Annotated in this window: 24 protein-coding genes; 15 read left to right on the top strand and 9 right to left on the bottom strand. The window is 66.3% G+C overall.

The genetic code is table 11. The annotated features are described in order from the left end of the window. Positions 1-113: 113 nt before the first annotated feature. Genes V6M63_RS07270 through V6M63_RS07250 form a run of 5 tightly spaced genes read left to right on the top strand, consistent with a single transcriptional unit; the run spans position 114 to position 4,884 of the window. Positions 114-881, top strand: coding sequence for a DeoR/GlpR family DNA-binding transcription regulator (locus tag V6M63_RS07270; RefSeq protein ID WP_332740919.1), 768 nt, complete (start codon positions 114-116; stop codon positions 879-881). Further along, the gene (locus V6M63_RS07265; RefSeq protein ID WP_332740918.1) at positions 878-1,873 is read left to right on the top strand and encodes an ABC transporter ATP-binding protein; all 996 of its coding nucleotides are present in this window, start codon (positions 878-880) and stop codon (positions 1,871-1,873) included. The genes V6M63_RS07270 and V6M63_RS07265 overlap by 4 nt, the downstream gene beginning before the upstream one ends. Positions 1,874-1,882: 9 nt before the next feature. Continuing rightward, positions 1,883-3,160: an ABC transporter substrate-binding protein gene (locus V6M63_RS07260; protein WP_332740917.1), complete on the top strand. Its 1,278-nt coding sequence runs from the start codon at positions 1,883-1,885 to the stop codon at positions 3,158-3,160. Positions 3,161-3,179: 19 nt separating this feature from the next. Further along, on the top strand, positions 3,180-4,055 hold the full coding sequence (locus V6M63_RS07255) for a carbohydrate ABC transporter permease (RefSeq protein ID WP_332740916.1): 876 nt from the start codon (positions 3,180-3,182) through the stop codon (positions 4,053-4,055). A 10-nt stretch (positions 4,056-4,065) separates the two neighbouring features. After that, positions 4,066-4,884, top strand: coding sequence for a carbohydrate ABC transporter permease (locus tag V6M63_RS07250; protein ID WP_332740915.1), 819 nt, complete (start codon positions 4,066-4,068; stop codon positions 4,882-4,884). A gap of 469 nt (positions 4,885-5,353) precedes the next feature. Here the strand turns inward: V6M63_RS07250 and V6M63_RS07245 are convergent, their stop codons facing one another. Continuing rightward, positions 5,354-5,827, bottom strand: a complete 474-nt coding sequence (locus tag V6M63_RS07245) for a hypothetical protein (protein WP_332740914.1) — start codon at positions 5,825-5,827, stop codon at positions 5,354-5,356. Positions 5,828-5,915: 88 nt separating this feature from the next. Between V6M63_RS07245 and V6M63_RS07240 the strand changes: the two genes are divergently transcribed. Next, on the top strand, positions 5,916-6,239 hold the full coding sequence (locus tag V6M63_RS07240) for an ATPase with chaperone activity (RefSeq protein WP_332740913.1): 324 nt from the start codon (positions 5,916-5,918) through the stop codon (positions 6,237-6,239). On the opposite strand, the gene V6M63_RS07235 is transcribed toward V6M63_RS07240, so the two are convergent. The 7 genes from V6M63_RS07235 to V6M63_RS07205 all read right to left on the bottom strand — a co-directional run bounded on the left by V6M63_RS07235 (position 6,236) and on the right by V6M63_RS07205 (position 13,280). Beyond that, complete coding sequence (locus V6M63_RS07235) at positions 6,236-7,438, bottom strand: MFS transporter (protein WP_332740912.1); 1,203 nt, start codon at positions 7,436-7,438, stop codon at positions 6,236-6,238. The two genes, V6M63_RS07240 and V6M63_RS07235, sit on opposite strands and share 4 nt — an antisense overlap. A gap of 30 nt (positions 7,439-7,468) precedes the next feature. Next, positions 7,469-8,023: an NUDIX hydrolase gene (locus V6M63_RS07230; protein WP_332740911.1), complete on the bottom strand. Its 555-nt coding sequence runs from the start codon at positions 8,021-8,023 to the stop codon at positions 7,469-7,471. A 177-nt stretch (positions 8,024-8,200) separates the two neighbouring features. Further along, positions 8,201-9,247, bottom strand: coding sequence for a TRAP transporter substrate-binding protein (locus V6M63_RS07225; RefSeq protein WP_332740910.1), 1,047 nt, complete (start codon positions 9,245-9,247; stop codon positions 8,201-8,203). An 85-nt stretch (positions 9,248-9,332) separates the two neighbouring features. After that, positions 9,333-10,034 carry a fumarylacetoacetate hydrolase family protein gene (locus tag V6M63_RS07220; RefSeq protein ID WP_332740909.1) on the bottom strand — a complete coding sequence of 234 codons (702 nt, stop codon included), beginning with the start codon at positions 10,032-10,034 and terminating at the stop codon, positions 9,333-9,335. Positions 10,035-10,088: 54 nt separating this feature from the next. Then, positions 10,089-10,412, bottom strand: a complete 324-nt coding sequence (locus V6M63_RS07215) for a 2Fe-2S iron-sulfur cluster-binding protein (RefSeq protein ID WP_332740908.1) — start codon at positions 10,410-10,412, stop codon at positions 10,089-10,091. A 19-nt stretch (positions 10,413-10,431) separates the two neighbouring features. Further along, positions 10,432-11,910, bottom strand: coding sequence for a glutamine synthetase family protein (locus V6M63_RS07210; RefSeq protein ID WP_332740907.1), 1,479 nt, complete (start codon positions 11,908-11,910; stop codon positions 10,432-10,434). Continuing rightward, positions 11,907-13,280: an aromatic ring-hydroxylating dioxygenase subunit alpha gene (locus V6M63_RS07205; RefSeq protein ID WP_332740906.1), complete on the bottom strand. Its 1,374-nt coding sequence runs from the start codon at positions 13,278-13,280 to the stop codon at positions 11,907-11,909. Before V6M63_RS07205 ends, V6M63_RS07210 begins: the two co-directional genes overlap by 4 nt. Positions 13,281-13,344: 64 nt before the next feature. On the opposite strand from V6M63_RS07205, the gene V6M63_RS07200 reads away from it, so the two are divergent. The 8 genes from V6M63_RS07200 to pgeF all read left to right on the top strand — a co-directional run bounded on the left by V6M63_RS07200 (position 13,345) and on the right by pgeF (position 21,575). After that, positions 13,345-14,064 carry a GntR family transcriptional regulator gene (locus V6M63_RS07200; protein WP_332740905.1) on the top strand — a complete coding sequence of 240 codons (720 nt, stop codon included), beginning with the start codon at positions 13,345-13,347 and terminating at the stop codon, positions 14,062-14,064. 26 nt (positions 14,065-14,090) lie between these two features. Then, positions 14,091-15,656, top strand: coding sequence for a thymidine phosphorylase family protein (locus V6M63_RS07195; protein ID WP_332740904.1), 1,566 nt, complete (start codon positions 14,091-14,093; stop codon positions 15,654-15,656). Next, positions 15,656-16,570, top strand: coding sequence for a ribose-phosphate diphosphokinase (locus tag V6M63_RS07190; protein ID WP_332740903.1), 915 nt, complete (start codon positions 15,656-15,658; stop codon positions 16,568-16,570). The genes V6M63_RS07195 and V6M63_RS07190 overlap by 1 nt, the downstream gene beginning before the upstream one ends. Positions 16,571-16,666: 96 nt before the next feature. Continuing rightward, entirely contained in the window at positions 16,667-17,770 is a 1,104-nt protein-coding gene (locus tag V6M63_RS07185; protein ID WP_332740902.1) for an alkene reductase, read from the top strand. Between the two features lie 106 nt (positions 17,771-17,876). Further along, positions 17,877-19,322, top strand: a complete 1,446-nt coding sequence (locus V6M63_RS07180; protein WP_332740901.1) for an NfeD family protein — start codon at positions 17,877-17,879, stop codon at positions 19,320-19,322. A 34-nt stretch (positions 19,323-19,356) separates the two neighbouring features. Beyond that, on the top strand, positions 19,357-20,112 hold the full coding sequence (locus V6M63_RS07175; RefSeq protein WP_442909557.1) for a slipin family protein: 756 nt from the start codon (positions 19,357-19,359) through the stop codon (positions 20,110-20,112). Positions 20,113-20,163: 51 nt separating this feature from the next. Further along, positions 20,164-20,805 carry a maleylacetoacetate isomerase gene (maiA, locus tag V6M63_RS07170; RefSeq protein WP_332740897.1) on the top strand — a complete coding sequence of 214 codons (642 nt, stop codon included), beginning with the start codon at positions 20,164-20,166 and terminating at the stop codon, positions 20,803-20,805. Then, on the top strand, positions 20,805-21,575 hold the full coding sequence (gene pgeF / locus V6M63_RS07165; RefSeq protein ID WP_332740895.1) for a peptidoglycan editing factor PgeF: 771 nt from the start codon (positions 20,805-20,807) through the stop codon (positions 21,573-21,575). Before maiA ends, pgeF begins: the two co-directional genes overlap by 1 nt. Here pgeF and V6M63_RS07160 read toward each other — a convergent pair. After that, positions 21,495-21,953: a hypothetical protein gene (locus tag V6M63_RS07160; protein WP_332740893.1), complete on the bottom strand. Its 459-nt coding sequence runs from the start codon at positions 21,951-21,953 to the stop codon at positions 21,495-21,497. The genes pgeF and V6M63_RS07160 overlap by 81 nt on opposite strands. On the opposite strand from V6M63_RS07160, the gene V6M63_RS07155 reads away from it, so the two are divergent. After that, positions 21,952-23,814 (top strand): PHA/PHB synthase family protein, encoded by a 1,863-nt coding sequence (locus tag V6M63_RS07155; RefSeq protein ID WP_442909555.1) that lies wholly within the window; start codon positions 21,952-21,954, stop codon positions 23,812-23,814. The genes V6M63_RS07160 and V6M63_RS07155 overlap by 2 nt on opposite strands. The last annotated feature ends 28 nt before the right edge of the window (positions 23,815-23,842 follow it).

The raw sequence follows: 23,842 nt of genomic DNA, 5'->3' as shown, positions 1-23,842 counted from the left end.
TCCTGAATGGGCACCACATTGGAACCCGAAACGCAACGGCCCGAGTGACATCAACGGGTCACATTCGGCTTCTACGCTGTTCGTATGAACTTGCCAGATGCATTCATTCGAACATGCCTGAATTGAAGCAGGACTCCCGTGCCCAGCAGATCCTGGACCTGGTGAAAGGGCGGGGTCTGGTGGACATCAACGAGCTGGCGCGCCAGTTCGATGTCACGCCGCAGACCATCCGTCGCGGTGTGAACCAACTCAGCGAGCTCGGGCTCCTGCGCCGCGTGCACGGAGGTGTCACGCTGCCGGTCAAGGGCGTCAATTTGCCCTATGAGGCGCGCCAGGACCAGCAGCTCGAAGGCAAGCGGCGCATCGCGGCTGCGGTGGCGGCGCACATTCCCCACGGCGCGTCGGTGTCGATCGGCCTGGGCACCACGCCGCACCAGGTTGCACTGGCATTGCGCTCCCACAAACGCCTGCGCGTGGTGACGAACAGCCTGCGCGTGGTGTTTGCGCTGGCTGGCAGCGACGAGCTGGAAATCGCGGTGGCCGGCGGTTTTCTGCGCCCGGCCGATCTGGACGTGGTGGGTGAGGCGGCCGTGCGTTGTTTCAACGGGTTCAAGACCGACTTCGCGGTGTTTGGCGTGGGAGGCATCGATGCCGACGGCATGCTGCTGGACTTCGACCCGGCCGAGGTGGCCGCCCGCGAAGCCATGCGGCTGAACTGCCGGCAGTCGTTGCTGGTGGCCGATGCGAGCAAGTTCGGACGCGCGGCCATGGCCAGAGGCGGACGCCTGGCGGACATGGACCACCTCTTCATCGACGAGCGACCCGCCGCGGCGTTTCGCGCGCTCCTGAAGCAGTCTCGGCCGCAGGTGCACGTCGCATGAGCCGCGTCGAACTGCACGGCATCGCCAAGCGCTTCGGCGACCACGCCGCGGTGCAGGATGTGAATCTCGTGGCCGAGGCGGGCGAGTTCGTTGCCTTGCTCGGACCCTCGGGCTGCGGCAAGAGCACCACGCTGCGCCTGATCGCGGCGCTGGAGCAGCCCGATGCCGGTCGCATCGTCATCGGAGGCGTCGATGTCACGCGAGCACCAGCGGCCCAGCGCGGCATTGCCATGGTGTTCCAGAACTACGCGCTGTTTCCCCACCTCACCGTGGCCGAGAACATCGTCTTCGGCCTCACGGTGCGCCGTGTCGACAAGGCCGAGCGCGCGCGGCGACTGGCGCACACCGCGGAGCTTCTGGGTCTGCAAGCCTTGCTCGACCGCAAGCCCTCGCAGCTCTCGGGTGGCCAGCGCCAGCGGGTGGCACTGGGTCGGGCCATCGTGGCCCAGGCGCCGGTGTGCCTGATGGACGAGCCTCTGTCCAACCTGGATGCGCAGCTGCGCCAGCAAATGCGCAGCGAGATCCGCGAGCTGCAACAGCGCCTGGGCATCACCATGATCTATGTCACCCACGACCAGACCGAGGCCATGACCATGGCCGACCGCGTGGTGTTGATGCGCTCCGGACGCATCGAGCAGCAAGGCACGCCGCAAGACTTGTACGAGCGTCCCGCCAGCACCTTTGTGGCCGGCTTCATCGGCGCGCCCGCCATGAACCTGTTTCCTGCTCCCCACGGCGAAGCGCTGTGGGGCGTGCGCCCCGAGCAGATGCTGCTGCGTGCCGCCAACGAAGGTTTGCCCGCCCGCGTGGTGGCGGTGGAGTACCTCGGCGCCGAGAGTCTGCTGATTTGCGAAACCGGATCGGCGCGTGTGGTGCTGCGCGTCGGCGGCCATGACCTGCCCCGCAAAGGCGACACGGTCGGCCTCGGCTGGCCAGACGCTGCCTTGCACCCATTCGACCGCGACAGCGGTCTGCGACTTCCCCAACCCTGAGGAGAAACCATGAAACCCTGGACCCTGAACCTGGCTACCGTTGCCTTGAGCGCGACCCTGTCTGTGCCTGCGCTCGCGCAGGAGCTGAGCTTTTACTACCCGGTCGCCGTGGGCGGGCCGGTCACCAAGATCATCGACGGCATGGCGGCCGACTTCGAAAAGGAGCACCCCGGTATCAAAATCAAGCCGGTGTATTCGGGCAGCTACCAGGACACCATCACCAAGGTGCTGACGGCAGCCAAGGGTGGCGACGCTCCGCACGTCGCGGTGATGCTGTCCACCGACATGTACACCCTGATCGATGAGGATGTGGTGGTGCCCTTCGACGAGATGGCCAAGAGCTCCGCCGACAAGACCTGGATGAACAGCTTCTACCCCGGCTTCATGCAGAACAGCCAGACCGGTGGCAAGACCTGGGGCATTCCGTTCCAGCGCTCCACCGTGGTGATGTACTGGAACAAGGACCTGTTCAAGGAAGCCGGCCTGGATCCGAACAAGCCACCGCAGAACTGGAGCGAGCTGGTGGACTTCGGCCAGAAGCTCACCAAGCGGGACGCCGCCGGCAATGTCAGCACCTGGGGCGTGCAGGTGCCTTCGTCGGGCTTTCCGTACTGGCTGTTCCAGGGCTTCACCACCCAGAACGGCACGCAGCTCATGAACCCCGCCGGCACCCAGACCTACTACGACAAGCCCGAGGTCGTGCAGGCGCTGCAGTTCTGGATGGACCTGTCGCAGAAGCACAAGGTTCACCCACCCGGCGTGGTGGAGTGGGGCACGACGCCCAAGGACTTCTTCGAGCGCAAGGCGGCCATGATCTGGACCACCACCGGCAACCTGACCAACATCCGCAGCAACGCCAAGTTCGACTTCGGCGTGGCCATGCTGCCGGCCGGCAAACAACGCGGCACGCCCACGGGCGGTGGCAACTTCTACGTCTTCAAGAAGTCCAGCGCGGCCGAGCGCGAGGCGTCGATGAAATTCATCCAGTGGATGACCTCGCCGAAGCGCGCGGCGGAATGGGCCATTGCCACCGGCTATGTGGCCGTGAGCCCCGCAGCCTGGGACACCCCCGAGATGAAGAAGTACCTGACCGACTTCCCCGCACCCATCGTGGCGCGCGACCAACTCAAGCACGCCGTGGCCGAACTCTCGACCCACGAGAACCAGCGCGTGACCAAGGCGCTCAACGACGGCCTGCAGGCTGCGCTCACCGGCGCCAAGCCCGCACAACAAGCCCTGCAGGACGCCCAGCGCGAAGCCGACCGCATCCTGCGGCCGTACCGCTGAAGCTCGGCCGGGTGTTGTGATGCTTGATCGCCGCAGCGCCGTGGTGGGCTGGCTCTTGCTGATGCCCGCAGCGCTGCTGCTGCTGGCTTTCACGCACTACCCGGCGGTGGCCACGCTGTGGCACAGCCTGTTCAGCACCGCCCGTCCCAACCGGCCGGCGCGCTGGATCGGCATCGACAACTACCGCGCGCTGGCCGACGACCCGGTGTTCTGGAACTCGCTGGTCAACAACGCCTGGTACGCGCTGGGCACCATCGTGCCGGCGGTCGCGCTGGCGATCGTCATGGCGCTGTGGGTGGACCGCAAGCTCGCTGGCCGTGGCCTCTTGCGACTGGCGTACTTCACACCCACCGTGCTGCCCATGATCGCGGTGGCCAACATCTGGCTGTTTTTCTACACGCCCGACTACGGCCTGCTCGACCAGATCCGCAGCCTGGTCGGCGGCGCAGCCCACAACTGGCTGGGCTCGCGCGAGACGGTGCTGGGCGCGGTGATGGTGGTGGCGGTGTGGAAGGAGGCCGGGTTCTTCATGATCTTCTACCTCGCCGCGCTGCAGCAGCAGTCGCCCGAGCTGCGCGAGGCCGCGGCGCTGGAGGGATGTGGTCGCTGGCAGTTCTTCTGGCGCGTCACCTTTCCACTGCTCATGCCCACCACGCTGTTCGTGTTGATCAACGCGGTGATCAACGCCTTCCGCCTGATCGACCACATCGTGGTCATGACGCGGGGCGGACCCGACAACGCCAGTTCGCTGCTGCTGTTCCACATCTACGAGACCGGCTTCAAATTCTGGGACGCCAGCTACGCCGCTGCACTCACCGCCGTGCTGCTGGCGGTGCTGGCCCTGCTGGCGTTGCTCCAGTTCGGTCTGCTCGAGCGCCGCACGCATTACCAATGACGCGAACCCCATGTTGAACCCGAGTCGCACCGACACCTGGCTGAATACCGCCGGCGCCTGGACGCTGGCCATGCTGTGGCTGCTGCCCTTGGCCTATGCGGTCTGGTCGGCGTTCCACGCCGCCGAGTTTTCTGCCCGCTTTGACCCGCTGGCACCGCTCACGCTGGACAACTTCCGTGCGGCCTGGGCGGCCGCGCCCTTTCCTCGATATTTCCTCAACACCTTTGCCCTGGTGAGCGGCATCCTGGTCGGGCAGATGGTCTTGTGCACCCTGGCCGCCTATGCGTTTGCGCGCTTCTCGTTTCCTGGCCGGGACATCGCCTTCGGTCTGGTGCTGGTGCAGCTCATGGTGATGCCCGACGTGGTGCTGGTGGAGAACTACCGCACCTTGCACCAGCTCGGCCTCACGGACACGCTGAGCGCCATGGCCTTGCCCTACATGGCGTCGGCCTTCGGCATTTTTCTGCTGCGCCAGACGTTCAAGACCGTACCCAAGGAACTGGAAGAGGCCGCGCGTGTCGAGGGCTGTGGCGCCATGGGCGTGCTGTGGCGCGTGCACATCCCGCTCGCCACACCGGTCTATCTGGCCTATGCCCTGGTCTCCGTGAGCTACCACTGGAACAACTTTCTCTGGCCTCTGGTGATGTCCAACTCGGTGGAGACGCGTCCCTTGACGGTCGGGCTGTCGGTGTTTGCCGGCACGGACCAAGGCATCGACTGGGCCATCATCAACGCCGCCACGCTGATCTCCAGCGCGCCCCTGCTGGTGGCGTTCCTTCTGTTTCAACGGCACTTCGTCCAGAGTTTTCTGCGTGCGGGCATCCGCTGACCGTTCAAATGAACCCACAAGGACTTGCTGGCCGCTGGTGCCGCGTCGTCATTCAACTGATCGTTGGAGGTCACACGCTCGCAGCCAAAACGGCCAGAAAATCCATTCGGTCGAACCCGGGGAGCCCCGGGTCCAAAACCCTGTCGGCACTGGTAGCGTTGAGCATGGCCCGAACATCCGAGCCAAGGCGGCTGCGTTCGGTTGGAATCTGGTGTCCCGATACTTTCTACCCGTCAGGACCCGCGGAATGTTTTGAGCGTATCGGGCTCGCATGACACTGTGATTGCAGTTCCACCTTGCAGCCGGGAATGAAGTCGCCTCGCCGGTGGCGGCACTGAAGCCGATCAGGTCTGCTCAAGATCACCGCGCAGGCAACAGCTCCTGCTCGAATCCCGCCACGCCGACCATTGCGTACTGAAAGCCCGCAACCGAAAGGTTGTGGGCTTTTTCAGTTTCTGCTGCCTGAATCTCAGCGTGGACGTTCAAACCCCGCCGCAACCCAGGCCTGAGCGCTGTCGACATTCAGCTTGAAGGTGGGCGGCACCGGCACACGAGCCAGTTCTTCGTCGAATTCGTCCAGGGCGCTCAGGGTCGCGGTCGCACCTTCTTCGTCGGGCACGATGGAGAGCGCGATCCGCAGGCGGCTGCCGTCGACCATCACGTTGACGCTCTTGTTGAGCTGTGCATGCAGTTGTTGCTCGGAGCGGCGGATGACCTCCTTGGCTGTCTTCACCAGCGTGTTGAAGGCTGCCGTGTCCAGTGGTTTGGGATTCTTCTTGTCGCGACCCATGGTCCAGGGCCCCACCAAAGCAGGCTCTGACCCGCCATCCAGGTGCATGGCGACTGCCCATCCATCGTCGTCTTCGTTCTTGATCACGCGGGCTGTCCAGTGTCCATCGCTCCACAGGCGGTCTTCGTGTACGGGTTCGTTGGTGTCGGTCATTCTTCGTTGTGGCAAGCGGTTGAATGGGTCAACCATACCTTGTAATGGCGCAGGCGCCGGACCCAGGCCGGTGCAATTACAGTGCGGTATGTCCGACGAATACCAGATCGAAATTCCCGCCTCCTTCGTGGCCTTGTATGTGCAGCCCGGCCGCCAGAAGCCCAGCCTGCCGCGCGATGAACTGGCCGCTCGCTACGAGCTGTGCGAAGACATGGCCCAGCTGTTGACCGAAACGGCGCGCAACATGGAGTTCAGTCTCGGTCTGGCCGAAAGCGATGTGCTCACGCGCTGCCTGCAAGGTCTGCGGGTGGAGCCTGTGGTGGTGAGTGAGGTCGAGTCGGTGTGGGTGGCGCGACGGCTGGCCGAGCTGCTCGGCTGGAGCGATGCAGGCCTGCAGGCGTTGCCGCGTTAGTGCGGTGTTTCCGGGGGACTGGTGCGCAGCCACAGCAGAGCCGCCAGCGCGCTGAGACCCAGACCGCCCGATATCCACAGTGCCCCGGCGCCCCAGCGCTCGATGCACAGGCCGAACAGCAGGGGTGCAAAAGCCTGCGCCACGCGCGATGGCGCCATCATGATGCCCTGCCGCTGGCCATAGCCGACCGGGCCGAAGTACACCAGCGGCAGCGTGCCCTTGGCGATGGTGAGGATGCCGTTGCCCGCGCCGTGCAGCAGCGCAAATGCCGGCCCGGCCACCGGGCCGAACACCATCCAGCAGACCACCCCCACCGGGTGAGCCAGTGCGGCGCACCGGGCCGAGAGCAGCGGATGCAGGCGGCGCAGAAAGCCGAACTCCAGCATGCGTCCGGCCACCTGCGCCGGGCCGACCAGTGCACCGATGGCGACCGCACCGGCCAGCGTGGCGCCGCTGGCCACCAGCAGTTGAGGCAAATGCGCCGCCATGGCGGTGCTGATGAACCAGGTGGCGGCGAACACGTAGGACAGGACCCAGGCGGTGTATGTCGGTGGCGGTGTTTGGGAAGCTGCTGAAGCGGCGGGCGCTGCTGCCCCCAGCGCCTGCGGTGGCTCGGGCAAGGCGGTGGCGCGTGGAATGCTCGCGTTCAGCGGCAGCCCCACCAGCAGGTGCAGGCCGGCCCAGGCGAGGCACGCGCCGCGCCAGCCGAACTCGGTCTCCAGCAAGCCGGTGAGGGGCCAGCCCACGGTGCTGGCAAAGCCGGCGATGAGCGTGATGCCGGTGATGGAGGCGCGGGCCTGGGTGCCTTGCAGGCGCACCAGTGCGGCAAACGCTGCCTCATACAACCCGCTGCCCATGGCCACGCCGATCAGCAGCCAGGCCAGCATGAGGCTGGTGGTGCCTTGCACCTGCGACAGGCTGGCCAGACCGAGGGCGAACAGCACGCTGGTGCCCATGAGCACCGGTCGACCACCCCAGCGATCAATGGCGCGGCCGGCGAAGGGCCCCAGTGCTGCCGAGGCCAGCAAGGCCACTGTGAAGGCGATCCAGATCTGCGAGATCGGCAGGCCCAGGCCATCGGCCATGGGCTTGGCCAGCAGCGCGGGCAGGTAGTAGGTGGAGCCCCAGGCCAGCGTTTGCGCCGTGCCCAGGCGCAACACCAAGGGCCAGGTGCGTGGAGCGGCCGGGCGGGTGCTCATGCGGTGAAGGTCTGGCGCGGTTGCCCGACGTCAGGTGATGTCGAACGCGTGAAAACCGAAGCGACCTTGGCGGCGGTCGGCGAAGTAGTGCTCCAGCGTTTCCTTGACGGTGCGAAACGCGATCTCGTCCCAGGGGATCTGATCTTCCGTGAACAACCGGGCCTCAATGGTCTCGTACCCCGGCTCGAAGATGTCGCTCAGCAGGCGGGCGCGGTAGTAGATGTGCACCTGGCCCACACGCACAACGTTCATCAGCGTGAAGATCTCGCCCATCTCGAACTGCGCGCCAGCTTCCTCGATGGTTTCGCGGGCCGCGCCTTCGGCGGTGGTCTCGTTGAGTTCCATGAAACCAGCGGGCAGGGTCCATTTGCCGAAGCGCGGCTCGATGTTGCGTTTGCAGAGCAAAACGTACTGGCCCGACTCGCCCCACACCGGCACCGTGCCGACCACATTGAGCGGGTTGTCGTAGTGCACGAGGTGGCAGGACGGGCAGACCGCACGGGTCTTGGTGTCGCCGTCGTCGGGCAGGCGCATCACGACCGGGGTGCCGCAGTTGCGGCAGTGTTTGGCAGGTGGGCGAAGCATCGGGTCAGTTTAGCGGGACAAGATGACCCACCCCCGCCGCGCTTCGCGCGACCCCCTTGGGGGCAACACCTGCGGCCCGGCAAAGCCGGTTCCGCGGTGTTTCTGGATGGGTGGCGTTTCGTGTCGACCAAAGAAAAAGCCGGGCGCAAACCCGGCCTGTGCACATCACGGGAAGGCTCAAGCCTTCTTGCCGTGCTTGGCGATGAGAGCCTTGGCGGTTTCCAGCAACTGCTTGCCGTTGAAGCCGCGCTTGTCCATGTCCTGCGTCCATTCGATTTCCACCAGGCGCGCCTTGCGGCGGAATTCCTGCGCTTCGGCGGCCGGGATGGTGTAGATCGAGTTGCCCTGTTTCACCGCGGACTCGCGGCCTGCGGCATCGCCACCCTGCTGAACCTTGCCCAGCCAGCCCGAGGTCTCGATGCCGGAGTTCTTGTCGATGATGGCCTTGAGGTCGGGCGCCAACGACGCGTACTTGTTGCGGTTCATCGCCATCACGAAGGTGGTGGTGTAGAGCGCGCCGCCGGCGGGGTCGAACTCGCTGTGGAACTTGGTGAGCTCCTGCACCTTGACCGAGGGCACGACTTCCCAAGGGATCACGCAGCCGTCGATGACGCCTTTGGACAGGGCATCAGGAATTTGCGGCAGCGGCATGCCCACGGGTGTGGCACCGAGGTAGCCGAGCATCTTGGTGATCTGGCGGGTGGGGCCGCGCACCTTGGAGCCGCGCAGGTCTTCTGCGGTCTTGATCTGCTTGCTGCGCATGTGGAACATGCCCGGACCGTGCACCTGCAAAGCGATGGGCTGGACTTCCTTGAACTCGTCCTTGGCCACCGTCTGCACGTATTCCCAATAGGCCTTGGAGGTGGCTTCGGCGTTGTTCATCATGAACGGCAGCTCGAACACCTCGATGCGCGGGAATCGACCCGGCGTGTTGCCCGGCAGCGTCCAGACGACGTCGACGATGCCGTCGCGCGCCTGGTCGTACAGCTGCACCGGCGAGCCACCGAGCTGCATGGCGGGGTAGGCCTCGAACTTGATGCGACCGCCCGAGTCCTTCTCGACCTTGTCCATCCAGGCCTTGTGCATGTTCAGCCACACGTTGGACTGCGGTGCCATGAAGGTGTGGAACTTGAGCGTGACGCTCTGCTGGGCCATGCCCACCAGGGCGGGTGCGCCGAGTGCCACGGCGGCACCGGTCTGGAGCAGGGTTCTGCGTTGGATCATGAAAAGGTCTCCTGAGAGCTGTGGAAAAAGTGGGGAAAGGATAAACGGGGGACCGAGGGTCGTTTCAGAGGTCTTACCCTCGGGTTCAGACCACCTGCACCGAGATCGGGGTCAGGCCGTCCACGGCGCCGACCATGGTGTCACCGCGCACCACGGCATTCACGCCTTCGGGGGTGCCTGTGTAGATCAGGTCGCCGGGTTGCAGTTCCCAGGCGGCCGAGAGATGTTCGATGGTTTCGGCCACGTTCCAGATCAGCTTGTTGACGTTGCTGCGCTGGCGGTCGCTGCCGTTGACCTGCAGCCAGATGGGCGCGTTGTTCACGTCACCGGCGTTGGCGGCCGGCGTGATCGGCCCGATGGGTGCCGAGTGGTCATAGGCCTTGCCGATGCACCAGGGGCGGCCCTGTTTCTTCATCTCGCCTTGCAGGTCGCGGCGGGTCATGTCCAGGCCCACGGCATAACCGTAGATGTGTCGGGCAGCGTCGGCGGCCTTGATGTTCTTTCCACCGGTGCCGATGGCCACCACCAGCTCGATCTCGTGGTGCAGGTTGCTGGTGAGGCTGGGGTAGGGTGTGCTGGCGGTCTGGCCGGGCTCGGCCACCACGATGGCATCGGCTGGCTTCAAAAAGAAAAACGGCGGCTCGCGGCCGGTGAAGCCCATTTCCTTGGCGTGCTCTTCGTAGTTGCGGCCCACGCAGTAGATGCGGTGGACCGGGAAGCGCTCGGTGCTGCCGACCACGGGCACGGAGACAGTGACGGGCGGGGCGAATGCGTAGTTCTCGGGCATGGTGTTCGGCGTGTGTGGGTTGCGGTGGATGGCGCTGGCGCGGTCAGTGTGCCATCAGTGTTGTGAAGCCGGCAGGCGAACCACCAGACCGTCGAGCTCCGGGGTGAGACGGACCTGGCAACTCAGGCGGCTTTGCGGCACCACCGGGCTGGAGGCGAAGTCGAGCATGTCGAGCTCGTCGGGCACGGGGGCCGGCAGCAAATCGGACCACGGTGCGTCGATCATCACGTGGCAGGTGGCGCAGGTGAGGCTGCCGCCGCAGTCGGCCTCGATGCCCTGGATGTTGGCGTCCACCGCGGCCTTCATGAGGCTGTCGCCCGGGCGGGCCTGGATGTCTTGTTGCGTCTGGTCGGGGTTGATGAACCGGATGGAAATCATGTGGGCGACTTGATGGGTTTCATGTTCGGCTGAAGTACTCGCGACGTTCGAAATCGGTCTTGTCCTCGGCCTGGGCGTGGCGCTCGATCTCGCTGCGTTTGAGGCGGCAGAAATGTTGCACGACATCGTTGCCGAGGCCCGCGCACAAGGCCGGATCCGATTCCAGCGCGTCGAGTCCTTCGGACAGCGAGGTGGGTATTTTCTCGCCTCCTTCGGCATAGGGCGTTTCGCTGGCGGGCGGCGCTTGCAACAGGTTGTGCAGGCCATCAAGCCCGGCGTGGATCTGCGCCGCCATGTAGAGGTAGGGGTTGGCGGCGGGTTCGCCGATGCGGTTCTCGATGCGGGTGGCGTTGTCGCCCGCCGCACCCACCACGCGCAGCATTGCGCCGCGGTTGTCGCGGCCCCACAGCACGGCCTGCGGGGCGAGTGCGTGGGGGCGAAAGCGCGCGAAGCCGTTGATGGTGGGTGTGCACAGTGGCGTCATGCCGCGCGCGTGCGCCAGAAGACCGGCGAGCCAGTGGCTGGCCACGTCGGACAGGGTGTGCCGCGCATCCCGTGCGGTGGTGTCGGACGCGGGTGCGTCGCGCGCGCACGCATTGCGCCCGGTCTTCAGGTCCACCAGCGACTGGTGCAGGTGCCACCCGCTGGACATGATGTGCGGGAACGGCGGGCGGCACATGAAGGTGGCATGAAATCCGGCACGGCGCAGCGCCTGGCGCACGCCATTGCGGAACAGCACCATCTGGTCGGCGGCGGTGAGTGCGTCGGTGGCGTCGAACACGGCTTCCACCTGGCTCGGGCCGAGCTCGATCTCCAGCGACTGCAGCGGCAGGCCCAGCGCCTGCGCGGTGCGCTGCACGATGCGCAGCGGCTCGTCGGCCATGTCCATCATGGCCTCGGCCTGCAGGTTGTAGCCGGGGTGGATCATTTCCACCGTGGGCGGCAGTCCGGGCCAGCCTGCGAGCTCGGGGTCGAGCTGGGGCCGGGTGTCGGTGATGCGGTAGATGTGGAACTCGACTTCGAGCCCTGTCTTCAGGCCGTAGCCCGCATCCATCAGCCGGGCCAATGCGGACTGCAACACGCGCCGCGTGTCCAGCGGCACCGGCTTGCCGTCAGCAAACCAGGGCTGGCAGCGCAGCCAGCCCGTGCGGGGCGCCCAGGGCAGCTCGGTGAAGCTCTCGGGGTCGGGCAGCAGCATGAGGTTGGCCGCGCCGGCAAAGCCCGGCAGATCGGTGGCACCACCGGGCTCGAACACCTTCCACGCGGTGCGGTCGGCCGTGTCCTTGAGCATCAAGGTGCCCACCATGCCCACGCCGTCGAGCAACGCGCGCATGGCGGCGGTGGCGGTGAGGGTTTTGCCGCGCAACATGCCGTGGGTGTCGCACCAGGCCATGCGCACCAGCTCGACGCCACTGGCCTCGATGCGTTTGACCAGACGCACGCAAGCGGCTTCGCGCGCTGCGGTGTGGATGCCGCAGCGTTCTGCGAAGTGGGTCATTTCACGTCCGCCGCTTCTTTGGAGGCGTGGTGCCACGGCGCGCCTTCGCGCCGGGCCCGCACCGCGTCCTGCCACCAGTCCTGCCAGCCCTGCGCGGGCGCAATGCCGTCCACCGTCTCGGGGCCGGTGATCTGATCGTGCAGGGCCGGGTCGGCAATGCCGGGTGCGGTGCCGCCTTGCTCCACCGTGTCGATGGCCTGCTGCAGCAGGCGCCGGTTGGCCATGATCACTTTGTCGCTGGTGCCCAGATGCTCGCGCGTGCGGTCCTGGATGGCGCCCATGCTCTCGCAGGCCCACTGGTCGTGCACGTTGATGTCGTCCTCGCCCATGCCCAGGTAGGTGCGGGTCTGCTGTTCTTCCGGGTTGAAACCCCAGTTGTTGTGGCGGCCGGTCTTTGGTGTGTAGTCGGGCAGGGTCACGGCGGCCAGACGTGGAGCGCGCATGGCGGCTTTGTCCACCGGGCCGGTGAAGCTGGTGAAGAAGGCGAACCAGTGGTTGTGCGTGTCGTCCACCGGCACATGCATCTGCGTGATGGTCATCGTCTCGGAGAGCGGGATCACGAACGTTTGTGGAAACACCGCGTTGGTCACGCGCACGTGCGTGAGTTCGTCGGTCATGGGCCGCAAGGCGGTGAGCTGCAGGCCGTGGGGTCGGGCCTCGAACGAAATCAATGGCTGGCCGAACTCCCGCATCACACGCGTCATGGGCCAGCGCTCGCCGCCCACGTCACCCGCACTGGCGCCGCGGAACTGTTTGCCGTAGCTGTCTTCGAGCGAACCGTCGTTGAAGAAGCGGTGCAGGTAGGAGGCGTGCGCCGGGTCGATGCCGACCTCGAAGGCCTGCAGCCAGTTGCAGTTCCACAGGCCCTTGAATGCGAAGGTGTGCGAGGCAGGCGCGCTGAAGCAGTCCAGGGCAGGGAAGGGTGGCGGGGTCTGGCCTTCGGGCCCGAACCAGCCGAACAGCACGCCGCTTTTTTCCACCAGCGGGTAGCTTCGCTGCCTGATGCGCGTGCACAGCGTGCTGCCCGCGGGCTCTGCGGGTGTCTCGATGCACTGGCCGGTGGTGTCGAACTTCCAGCCGTGAAAGGGGCAGCGCAGGCCGTCGCCTTCATTGCGTCCAAAGGCGAGGTCCGCGCCGCGGTGCGGGCAGTCGCGGTCGAGCAGGCCGTAGCTGCCCTGTGCGTCGCGGAACAGCACAAAGTCTTGCCCGAGCACGCGCACGGCTTTGACCGGGCGCACGGCCATGTTCGGGTCCAGCACGGGGTCGAATTCGTCGAGCAACGCCACGGGTTGCCAGTAGCGGCGCAGCAGTTCACCACCCGGGGTGCGGGGACCGACCTGGGTCAGACGCTGGTTGAGTTCGGCTTTCATGGGGCTCCGATCGGTGGATTTCAAACGGTATCCCGTTTTGTGGTTTCAGTGTACAGTTTGCGCCATGAGCCTGCAAGACACCGTGTTGATGCAACTGCGCGACCTGATCCTGAGCGGTCAGTTCGAGCCCGGTCAGCGCCTGGCCGAGCAGCAGCTCGCCGAGCGGCTGGGTGCTTCACGCACGCCGGTTCGCGCTGCATTGGTGACGCTGGAACAAGAGGGTCTGGTCGAGGCCAACGACACCGGCAAGTACCTGGTGCGCCAGTTCACCGCGCAGGAAGTGCGCGACGCCATCGCGGTGCGTGGCCACCTCGAGGGCATGGCCGCTCGGTTGGTGGCCGAGCACGGTGTTCCGCGCCAGTTGCAGGGGCAGTTGCAAGCGTGTCTCGATGAAGGCGACCGGCTGCTGGCCGACAACCCGCTGACCATCGAGAGCTACGCGGCGTACGCGGTGATGAACGACCGTTTCCACGCGCTGCTGCTGGAGGCCTGCGGCAACCGCGCGCTGCAGCGCGCCGTGGCGCTCAACGACAAGCTGCCGTTTGCACCGGCCTCGGCCATGCTGCCCATGCAGGGCACGGTGGCGCTGGACCGCGACTGGATGCTCTACGCGCACCGCCAGCACCACATGCTGTTCGACGCGTTGCAGCGTGGTGAGGGCGCGCGCGCACAGGCGCTGGCGGTGGAGCACACCGAGGTGGCGCAGATGAACATGCGTCTGGCGCTGGAGCGAAGAACGGAATCCGAGCGAGTGATGCCGGTCATGCGTCTGGTCGTCGGTTGAGACTGCCGCGGTGTATCGTCTCGGGCATGCAGCCCGCCACCGAACCCGCGCTCTCCCCCGGTCTCAGGCTGCGGCGCGTGGCCATCGACACCTACCACGAGAACGTGGCCTACCTGCACCGCGACTGTGAGGTGGTGCGGGCTGAAGGCTTTCAGGCCTTGTCCAAGGTGGAGGTGCGGGCCAACGGGCGGCGCATCCTGGCCACGCTCAACGTGGTTGACGACAGCAGCATCGTGGGTTGCAATGAAATTGGAGTGTCCGAAGACGCGTTTGCCCGGCTGGACGTGGCCGGCGGCCATTCGGCAGCGGTGTCGCCGGCAGAGCCGCCCGAGTCCATCCCGGCCCTGTTTCGCAAGATCAACGGTGAGCGCCTGGGTCGCGACGACTTCCGCAACATCATTCACGACATCGCCGAGTTGCGCTACTCCAAGATCGAGCTCACCGCCTTCGTCGTGGCTTGCAACCGCAGCGAGCTGGATCGCGAGGAGGTCTTCTTTTTGACCGAGGCCATGGTGGCCAGTGGCCGCAGGCTCGATTGGAACGAGCCGCTGGTGGTCGACAAACATTGCATTGGCGGCATCCCGGGCAACCGCACATCGATGCTGGTCGTGCCCATCGTCGCCGCCCATGGCCTGGTGTTTCCCAAGACCTCGTCACGCGCCATCACCTCGCCCGCCGGCACGGCCGACACGATGGAGGTTCTGGCGAACGTGCAACTTCCGTTCGAGCTGCTCACCGGGATCGTGCGCCAGCACCACGGGTGCCTGGCCTGGGGCGGCGCGGCCATGCTCTCACCGGCCGACGATGTGCTGATTTCCGTGGAGCGGCCGCTGTCGATCGACTCACCCGGCCAGATGGTGGCCTCCATCCTGTCCAAGAAGATCGCCGCTGGCGCCACGCACCTCGTGCTCGACATTCCCATTGGCCCCACGGCCAAAGTGCGCTCGATGCCCGAGGCTCAACGCCTGCGCCGCTTGTTCGAATACGTGGCGCAACGCATGCATCTCTCGCTGGACGTGGTGATCACCGATGGTCGCCAGCCGATCGGCCGTGGCGTGGGCCCGGTGCTGGAGGCGCGCGACGTGATGCAGGTGCTGGAAAACGACCCGCGGGCACCGGACGACCTGCGGCAGAAATCGCTTCGCCTGGCCGGGCGTCTGATCGAATGCAATCCCGACGTGCGGGGCGGCGACGGCTTCGCCATTGCGCGTGACATCCTCGATTCGGGCAGGGCGCTGGCGCAAATGCGGGCGATCGTGCAGGCCCAGGGGGACCGCGGTTTTGACCATCACCAACCGGCGCTGGGCTCGCTCACGCTGGAGGTGAAGGCGCCCGCGGCGGGCGTGGTCATCGGCATCGACAACTTGCAGATCGCGCAGATTGCCCGGCTGGCCGGCGCGCCCAAGGCGCCGGGCGCGGGCGTCGACCTGTGCGTCAAACTCGGCGCACCCGTGGCCCAGGGTGACGTGCTTTACCGCGTGCACGCCAGCTACCCGGCCGACCTTGAGTTTGCGCGCCAGGCCTGCGCTCGCGCCAACGGTTTCAGCCTGGGCACCGCTGCGCAGGTCCCCCATGTTTTTGTGGAGTTCTGATGCCCCCCTCAAGCAAACCCGTTGCGGGTTGTGTGCTTTGTTTCGACGATGAGGCAGCACTGGCCGCTCAGGCCGCCAGCGCCCTTGGCATGGCATTGGCCGTGGTGGAGCGCCACCATTTTCCCGACGGTGAAATGCGCCTGCGTTTGCCTGCCGAGTTGCCCGCGCGCGTGGTGCTCTGGCGCGGCTTGCAGCAGCCCAACGAAAAGCTGGTGGAGGTGCTGCTGGCCGCGCAGACCGCGCGCACGCTGGGCGCGAAGCACCTCACGCTGGTGTCGCCCTACCTGGCCTACATGCGGCAGGACATGGCGTTCAACCCGGGCGAAGCGATCAGCCAGCGCATCGTGGGTGGCTTTCTGGCCAGTCTGTTCGACGCCATCATCACCGTGGACCCGCACCTGCACCGGGTGGCCACACTGCAGGAGGCCATGCCGGTGAAGGATGCGATCGCGCTCAGCGCCGCGCCACTGCTGGCTGACCACATCGCCTCGCAGCGCCGGCAGCCGCTGTTGATGGGCCCTGACGAAGAGGCCCTGCAGTGGGTGGCCTTGGCCGCCCAGCGCCACGGCTGGGATCACGCCGTGTGCCGCAAGACCCGCCATGGCGACTGCGAGGTGGACATCGAGTTGCCCGACCTGCCGGTGGCGGGTCGCGCCGTGGTGCTGATGGACGATGTGGCGAGCTCGGGCCACACGCTGGCGCGCGCGGCAGTGCTGCTGCGCGCCGCGGGTGCGGCTTCGATTGACGTGGCGGTGACGCATGCGCTGTTTGCCCAGGGCGCGGTGCAACTGGTGCGCGGTTCGGGCGTGGGAGAGATCTGGAGCACCGACTGCATTGCGCATCCGTCAAATGCGGTGAGCATCGTCCCTGAGGTGGTGAGGTCATTGCAGGGGCTCAACGTCGTGAACGGGTGAGCCACGCAGAATCAAGGGCATCCCGAGCGGCCTGACGGCCGCTTTTCATTGGCGGCCGCCGGGCCGCGTGTCACCCTGCATCTGGAAACCCGCACCATGGCATCACTCTTCGAACCCACCACCGTGGGCATCCTGTCGCTGGCGAACCGCATCGTCATGGCTCCACTCACGCGCAACCGCGCGCCCGACGCCGTGCCCACGCCACTCATGGCCACCTACTACCAGCAGCGCGCCAGCGCCGGCCTGCTGATCACCGAAGCCACCGCCATCAGCCACCAGGGGCAGGGCTATGCCGATGTGCCCGGGTTGTACGGGCCCGAGCAGATCGAAGGCTGGAAGCGCGTGACCGCGGCCGTGCATGCCGCTGGCGGCAAGATCGTGACCCAGCTCTGGCACGTCGGCCGTGTGTCCCACACCGAACTGCAGCCCGACGGCGGCGCACCCGTGGCGCCGTCGGCCATCGTGGCCAAGACCAAGACCGTGCTGCTCAAGGATGGGGCGCCTGTTTTCGTTGAGACCTCCGAGCCGCGTGCGCTGGACCTCAGCGAACTGCCTGGCATCGTGGAGGACTACCGCAAGGCAGCGCTCGCCGCCATCGAGGCCGGCTTCGACGGCGTGGAGATCCACGCGGCCAACGGCTACCTGATCGACCAGTTTCTGAAGACCGGCAGCAACCAGCGCACCGACGCCTATGGCGGCAGCATCGAGAACCGTGCTCGCCTCTTGATCGAAGTGGTGCAGGCGGTGACGGAGGCCATCGGCGCGGGCCGCACCGGCATTCGCCTGTCGCCCGTGACCCCGGCCAACGACGTGATCGACGCCGATCCGCAGCCGCTGTTCTCCCATGTGTTGACCGCGCTGGCCGGGTTCGACCTGGCCTATGTGCACTTCATCGAAGGCGCCACCGGTGGCCCGCGCGTGCTGAACGACCGCCCGTTCGACTACGCCGCCCTGCGCGCGACCTACCACGCAGCTGGCGGCAAGGCCGCCTGGATGGTCAACAACGGCTATGACCTGCCGATGGCCGAGCAGGCCGTGCAAGACGGCGTTGATCTGGTGGCCTTCGGCAAGACCTACATCGCCAACCCCGACCTCGTGGCCCGTCTGAAGCAGGGTGGCCCGTTCAACGAGCCCGACAAGGCCACGTTCTATGGCGGTGGCGCGAAGGGCTACACCGATTACCCGGCGCTGGCGGCCTGAGCGGGCACAGCCCGTCCCTTGTGCCAGCATGGCCGCATCGGCGTGGCGGTTTGCCCACCGTCCACGAGCGTCATAAACTGGTCTGCCCATTCCGACCGGAGTTGCAATGCGGACCGCCCAAGCCCTGCGTGCTGTGGCGTCTGGAGGAACAGGCTTCAGCGCCGCGGGGCGCTGCGCGCTGCTCGCGTTGCTGCTGTGCCTGACGCTGGCAGGAGCGAGGGCCGCACCGGCGGTGGTGCTGACGGTGCAGAGCGCCATCGGTCCGGCCAGCGCCGACTACGTCATCCGTGGCATCGCGCGGGCGCATCAGCAAGGCGCACCGCTGGTGGTGCTGGAGCTCGACACCCCGGGCGGGCTGGACAGCTCGATGCGCCAGATCATTCAAGCCATCCTGGCCTCGCCGGTGCCCGTGGCGACCTACGTGAGCCCCCCGGGTTCGCGCGCGGCGAGCGCCGGCACCTACATCCTTTACGCCAGCCACATCGCTGCCATGGCACCCGCGACCACGCTGGGCGCGGCGACCCCGGTGGCGATCGGCATGCCCGGTGCGCCGCAGGCGCCCAGGGAAGCACCCAAGGGACCCACACCCTCCGGGGACGCACCGGCCGCAGGTGACAAGGCGCCGCCTGCATCGCCCATGGACGCCATGACCGCCAAGCAGGTGCACGACGCAGCGGCCTTCATCCGTGGCCTCGCCGAGCGGCGCGGCCGCAATGCGCAGTGGGCCGAACGCGCGGTGCGCGAGGCCGTGAGCCTGACGGCGGCCGAGGCCTTGAGTGAGAAGGTCGTTGATGTCGTGGCCACCGACATTCCCGATCTGCTGAACCAGATCGACGGCCGCAGCGTGCGCATGGCCAGTGGCGACTTGCGCCTGGCCACACGCGGCCTGGCGACCGAGGCGCATCCGCCCGACTGGCGCCACCGCCTGCTGGGCGTGATCGCCAACCCGAGTTTGGCGCTGATCCTGCTGATGATCGGCGTCTACGGCCTGATGTTCGAGTTTTCGTCGCCGGGCTTTGGCGTGCCCGGCACCGTGGGTGCGATCTGCCTGCTGCTGGCGCTGTTTGCGCTGCAGTTGCTGCCGGTGAACTACGCCGCCCTGGCCCTGATCCTGCTCGGCTTTGCGCTGCTGGCGGCAGAGCTGATGGCGCCGTCCTTTGGCGTGCTGGGCGTGGGCGGTGTGGTGGCGTTCATTGCCGGCGGCCTGCTGCTGTTCGACCGCGACGTGCCGGGCCTGGGTTTGCCCTTGCCATTGATCTTCGGCATCTCGATCGCCACCGGGGCGGCGGTGTTGCTGGGTGGCGGCATGGCCTTGCGGGCGCGCCGCGCGCCTGTGGTCAGCGGTGTCGAGGACATGGTCGGTGCTTGGGGCGAGGTGCTTCATGTCGCGGATGGCCAGGCATGGGCACAGGTTCGCGGCGAGCGCTGGAAGGTCCAGGCCGGCACACCCCTGGTGGTCGGGCAGCGGGTGCGGGTCGTGGACCTGCGCGGTCTGGTGCTGCACGTGCAGCCCGATACCGACATGCCTTCACCGTCCCGTGAACCCCCTTGAAGGAGACCCTGCGATGTTTGATTTCAACCTGGGAATGGGCACCATCCTCGTGCCCGTGGTGCTGATCCTGCTGGCGTCTTCGTTTCGCATCCTGCGCGAATACCAGCGCGGCGTGGTGTTCCAGCTCGGTCGGTTCTGGAAGGTCAAGGGCCCGGGGCTGGTGATCGTGATCCCCGGCCTGCAACAGATGGTGCGCGTGGACCTGCGCGTGGTGACGATGGACGTCGAGCCGCAGGACGTGATTTCGCGCGACAACGTTTCGGTCAAGGTCAGCGCGGTGGTGTTCTTCCGCGTGGTGGCGCCCGACAAGGCGATCATCCAGGTGGAAAACTTCCTCTTCGCCACCAGCCAACTCGCCCAGACCACGCTGCGTGTCGTGTTGGGCAAGCACGAGCTCGATGAAATGCTGTCCGAGCGTGAGCGGCTCAATCTCGACGTGCAGCAGATCCTGGATGCCCAGACCGGTGCCTGGGGCATCAAGGTGACCAACGTCGAGATCAAGCACATCGACCTCAACGAGTCCATGGTGCGCGCGATTGCCCGCCAGGCCGAGGCCGAGCGCGAGCGGCGTGCCAAGGTGATCCATGCCGAAGGCGAGAAGCAGGCGGCGATCTCGCTGCTGGAAGCTGCCCAGATGCTGGCGCGCCAGCCCGAGGCCATGCAGCTGCGCTACCTGCAGACCATGACGCAGGTGGCCGGCGACCGTGCCTCGACCATCGTGTTCCCGCTGCCCATGGACCTGCTGGGGCGACTGCTGGACAAGGGTCCTGCAGCCTCCCCGAAGGACTGAATCGGACCCGGGTGCCCAGCGGATGGGCGCGACCGGTTTATCCTCGCGGTCATGAAGCTCTACAACTATTTCCGCTCCTCGGCCTCGTTTCGCGTGCGCATCGCGCTCGCGATCAAGGGCATGCCCTATGAGTACGTGCCGGTGCACATCGCGCGCGGCGAGCACAAGCTGCCGGCCTACGCCGAGATCGCGGTCGAGGGCCTGGTGCCCGTGCTCGAACTCGATGACGGCACCCGCCTCACCCAGTCGATGGCCATCATCGAGTACCTCGACGAAGTGCAGCCCCAGCCCGCCCTGCTGCCGGCCGACGCGCTGGGCCGCGCGCGGGTGCGGGCGCTGGCGCAGATCATTGCCTGCGAGATCCACCCCATCAACAACCTGCGTGTGCTCAAGTACCTGAGCAAGGACCTCAAGGTCGACGAAGACACCAAGAACACCTGGTACCGCCACTGGGTGCGCAGTGGGCTGGAGTCCTTCGAGCGTCAACTCGCGCTTCAGGCCCCCAGCACCTATTGCCACGGCGAGATCCCCACCCTGGCCGACTGCTGCCTGGTGCCGCAGATCTTCAACGGCCAGCGTTTCAACGTCGACTTCTCGGGCTTGCCGCGCACCATGGCCGCGTTCGACGCCTGCATGAAGCATCCCGCGTTCCAGAAGGCGCAGCCCTCGGCCTGCCCGGACGCTGAAGCCTGATGCTGCTCACCGCGGACGGCATCGTTCCCGACTGGCCCGCGCCGCCCGGCGTGCGCGCGCTGTTCACCACGCGTGTGGGCGGTGTGTCGGTGGCCCCGTTCGACAGTTTCAACCTGGGCGACCACGTGCGCGACGAGCCCCTGGCCGTGGCGGGCAACCGCGAGCGGCTCGCGGCGCTGATCGCGCCCGCGCGCCCGGTGTTCCTGCAGCAGGTGCATGGGACGCACATCGTGCGACTGGCGCCCGACACGCCCGATGGCACCGTGGCCGATGCCTGCGTGGCGCATGTGCCGGACGTGGCTGCCACCATCATGGTGGCCGATTGCCTGCCGGTGCTGTTTGCGCACGCCTCGGGCACCGCGGTGGCCGCGGCGCACGCAGGCTGGCGTGGCCTGGTCCATGGCGTGCTCGAGGCCACCGTGCGCGACTTGAGCGATGCCGCCGGTGAAGGTGAACTCATGGCCTGGCTGGGCCCCTGCATCGGACCGCAGGCCTTTGAAGTCGGGGCCGAGGTGTGCGAAGCGTTTGTCGCACTCGACCACGAGACCGCTGCGCACTTCTGGCCGCTTGGCAAAGGCAAGTTTCTGGCCGATCTGCCGGCGTTGGCGCGGCGCCGGCTTCAGAAGGCGGGCATCACCAACGTGCACGGCAACGACGGCTCGGCCGCTTGGTGCACCGTGACACAAACCTCACGTTTCTTTTCGCACCGGCGCGATGCTGTCCGCCTGGGCAGCACCGGGCGCATGGCCGCCTGCATCTGGATCGATTGAGGCCGTCGCCACCGACGCGGCATTGGCTGCCAACCGCGCCATCTGCGCCCGGTGTTCGGCGGCTTCGCGAGCCTTGATGGCTTTGCGCCGCGCGGGCGTCCTCATCAGGTAAACCACCAGTATCACGGGCAGCAGACCGTAAAGAAAAAAGGTCACAATGGCCCCGAGGACAGAGCCTGTGGTGTTGGTCGCTTCGGCCACCGACATCATCAGAACAACATACATCCAACCCATCACGACCAGGTACACAGCGATCCTTGCAGACCGGGAAACCATGTCAGTCTGCTGGAAGCCGCCATGCAGATACTGGGGAAAACCCGGAATTTCCTCCCCATCGCGGGGATGATAAGCCGCACACAAAGACACAGGAGACAGCATGACATCGGGCAAAACCCCACCCACCGACTGGCTGGAGACCGCCAACGCGTTCCAGAAAAACCTCATTCAGCAATGGACCCAGGTGGCCCAGGCCTTTCCGGGGGCCGCAGCGGGTGCCCAGGCCGGTCCGACCGATCCCTTCGCCGCGTTCAAGGCCTTCATGCCGCAAGCCGGAGCCGCCAATCCCTTCGGCATGGCCATGCCCACCGCGGGCGCGGCTTTCCCGGGCATGCCCGCGATGCCCGTCATGCCCGCCATGGGCGACATGTTCAAGAACGCGTCCGGCCAGCAGGTGAGTTTTGATCCGGCAAAGCTGCTCGAGATTCAGAACCAGTACCTGAAGGACGTGACCGCCTTGTGGAACCAGGGGCCCGCCGTCAAGCCCGAGGGAGACCGCCGTTTCGCCTCCGACGCCTGGGCCAGCAACCCGATGGCGGCGTTTTCCGCTGCAGCCTACCTGCTCAACGCGCGCACCCTCATGGCCTTGGCCGATGCTGTGCAAGGCGATGCCAAGACGCGCACCCGCGTGCGTTTCGCGGTGCAGCAGTGGATCGACGCCAGCGCGCCGAGCAACTTCCTGGCCTTCAATGCCGAGGCGCAAAAGAAGGCCATCGACACCCATGGCGAGAGCATCGCCAAGGGCATGGCCAACCTGCTGCACGACATGAAGCAGGGCCATGTGTCCATGACCGACGAGAGCGTGTTCGAGGTGGGCAAGAACGTGGCGACCACCGAAGGTGCGGTGGTGTTCGAGAACGAGCTGTTTCAGTTGATCGAATACAAGCCTCTCACGGCCAAGGTGTACGAGCGCCCGTTCCTGCTGGTGCCTCCTTGCATCAACAAGTTCTACATCCTGGACCTGCAGCCCGAGAACTCGCTGATCCGCTATTGCGTGGAACAGGGTCACCGCACCTTCGTGGTGAGCTGGCGCAATCCGGATGAGTCGCTGGCCAGCAAGACCTGGGACGAGTACATCGAGGACGCAGTGATCAAGGCGATCGGCGTCACGCAGGACATCACCGGCGCCAAGACCATCAACGCCCTGGGCTTTTGCGTGGGCGGCACCATGCTGGGCACCGCGTTGGCGGTGCTGGCCGCGCGTGGCGAAGAGCCCGTGAACTGCGCCACCTTCCTGACCACGCTGCTCGACTTCACCGACACCGGCATCCTCGACGTCTTCATCGACGAGAACTTCGTCAAGTACCGCGAGATGCAGTTCAAGGATGGCGGCCTGATGCCCGGGCGCGACCTGGCCACCACCTTCAGCTTCCTGCGCCCGAACGACCTGGTGTGGAACTACGTGGTGGGCAACTACCTCAAGGGTGAGACGCCGCCGCCGTTCGACCTGCTGTACTGGAACTCCGACAGCACCAACCTGCCCGGGCCGTACTACGCGCTTTACCTGCGCCAGATGTACCTGGAGAACAACCTGGTCAAGCCCGGCAAGATGACGGTGTGCGGCGAGAAGATCGACTTCCGCCAGGTGAAGTTGCCGGTCTACATCTACGGCTCGCGCGAAGACCACATCGTGCCCATCGGTGGCGCCTATGCGAGCACCCAGGTGTTTCCGGGCAAGAAGCGCTTCGTCATGGGCGCCTCGGGCCACATCGCCGGCGTGATCAACCCGGCGAGCAAGAAGAAGCGCAGCCACTGGATCGGCTCCGCCACCCAGTTTCCGAAGGACGTGAACGAATGGATCGCCAGCGCCGATGAACAGCCAGGCAGCTGGTGGACCGACTGGGCCGCCTGGCTCAAGCCACAGGCTGGCAAGCAAATTGCTGCGCCCAAGACCTACGGCAAAGGCAAGAGCTACAGCGCCATCGAACCCGCACCGGGCCGCTATGTAAAGGCCAGGGCATGAATTGAATCCGATCGGGCTGAGCCTGTCC

The organism is Hydrogenophaga sp. (assembly GCF_036675665.1).
Classification (GTDB): domain Bacteria; phylum Pseudomonadota; class Gammaproteobacteria; order Burkholderiales; family Burkholderiaceae_C; genus Hydrogenophaga.
The sequence above is the reverse complement of the archived record's forward strand: the minus strand, read 5'-3'. Positions and strand labels throughout refer to the sequence as shown.

Bases quoted from the DNA above. Each gene is read 5' to 3' on its own strand.
- V6M63_RS07270 (WP_332740919.1), top strand. From the start codon at position 114: ATGCCTGAATTGAAGCAGGACTCCCGTGCCCAGCAGATCCTGGACCTG.
- V6M63_RS07265 (WP_332740918.1), top strand. From the start codon at position 878: ATGAGCCGCGTCGAACTGCACGGCATCGCCAAGCGCTTCGGCGACCAC.
- V6M63_RS07260 (WP_332740917.1), top strand. From the start codon at position 1,883: ATGAAACCCTGGACCCTGAACCTGGCTACCGTTGCCTTGAGCGCGACC.
- V6M63_RS07255 (WP_332740916.1), top strand. From the start codon at position 3,180: ATGCTTGATCGCCGCAGCGCCGTGGTGGGCTGGCTCTTGCTGATGCCC.
- V6M63_RS07250 (WP_332740915.1), top strand. From the start codon at position 4,066: ATGTTGAACCCGAGTCGCACCGACACCTGGCTGAATACCGCCGGCGCC.
- V6M63_RS07245 (WP_332740914.1), bottom strand. From the start codon at position 5,827: ATGACCGACACCAACGAACCCGTACACGAAGACCGCCTGTGGAGCGAT.
- V6M63_RS07240 (WP_332740913.1), top strand. From the start codon at position 5,916: ATGTCCGACGAATACCAGATCGAAATTCCCGCCTCCTTCGTGGCCTTG.
- V6M63_RS07235 (WP_332740912.1), bottom strand. From the start codon at position 7,438: ATGAGCACCCGCCCGGCCGCTCCACGCACCTGGCCCTTGGTGTTGCGC.
- V6M63_RS07230 (WP_332740911.1), bottom strand. From the start codon at position 8,023: ATGCTTCGCCCACCTGCCAAACACTGCCGCAACTGCGGCACCCCGGTC.
- V6M63_RS07225 (WP_332740910.1), bottom strand. From the start codon at position 9,247: ATGATCCAACGCAGAACCCTGCTCCAGACCGGTGCCGCCGTGGCACTC.
- V6M63_RS07220 (WP_332740909.1), bottom strand. From the start codon at position 10,034: ATGCCCGAGAACTACGCATTCGCCCCGCCCGTCACTGTCTCCGTGCCC.
- V6M63_RS07215 (WP_332740908.1), bottom strand. From the start codon at position 10,412: ATGATTTCCATCCGGTTCATCAACCCCGACCAGACGCAACAAGACATC.
- V6M63_RS07210 (WP_332740907.1), bottom strand. From the start codon at position 11,910: ATGACCCACTTCGCAGAACGCTGCGGCATCCACACCGCAGCGCGCGAA.
- V6M63_RS07205 (WP_332740906.1), bottom strand. From the start codon at position 13,280: ATGAAAGCCGAACTCAACCAGCGTCTGACCCAGGTCGGTCCCCGCACC.
- V6M63_RS07200 (WP_332740905.1), top strand. From the start codon at position 13,345: ATGAGCCTGCAAGACACCGTGTTGATGCAACTGCGCGACCTGATCCTG.
- V6M63_RS07195 (WP_332740904.1), top strand. From the start codon at position 14,091: ATGCAGCCCGCCACCGAACCCGCGCTCTCCCCCGGTCTCAGGCTGCGG.
- V6M63_RS07190 (WP_332740903.1), top strand. From the start codon at position 15,656: ATGCCCCCCTCAAGCAAACCCGTTGCGGGTTGTGTGCTTTGTTTCGAC.
- V6M63_RS07185 (WP_332740902.1), top strand. From the start codon at position 16,667: ATGGCATCACTCTTCGAACCCACCACCGTGGGCATCCTGTCGCTGGCG.
- V6M63_RS07180 (WP_332740901.1), top strand. From the start codon at position 17,877: ATGCGGACCGCCCAAGCCCTGCGTGCTGTGGCGTCTGGAGGAACAGGC.
- V6M63_RS07175 (WP_442909557.1), top strand. From the start codon at position 19,357: ATGGGCACCATCCTCGTGCCCGTGGTGCTGATCCTGCTGGCGTCTTCG.
- maiA (WP_332740897.1), top strand. From the start codon at position 20,164: ATGAAGCTCTACAACTATTTCCGCTCCTCGGCCTCGTTTCGCGTGCGC.
- pgeF (WP_332740895.1), top strand. From the start codon at position 20,805: ATGCTGCTCACCGCGGACGGCATCGTTCCCGACTGGCCCGCGCCGCCC.
- V6M63_RS07155 (WP_442909555.1), top strand. From the start codon at position 21,952: ATGACATCGGGCAAAACCCCACCCACCGACTGGCTGGAGACCGCCAAC.
- V6M63_RS07160 (WP_332740893.1), bottom strand. From the start codon at position 21,953: ATGCTGTCTCCTGTGTCTTTGTGTGCGGCTTATCATCCCCGCGATGGG.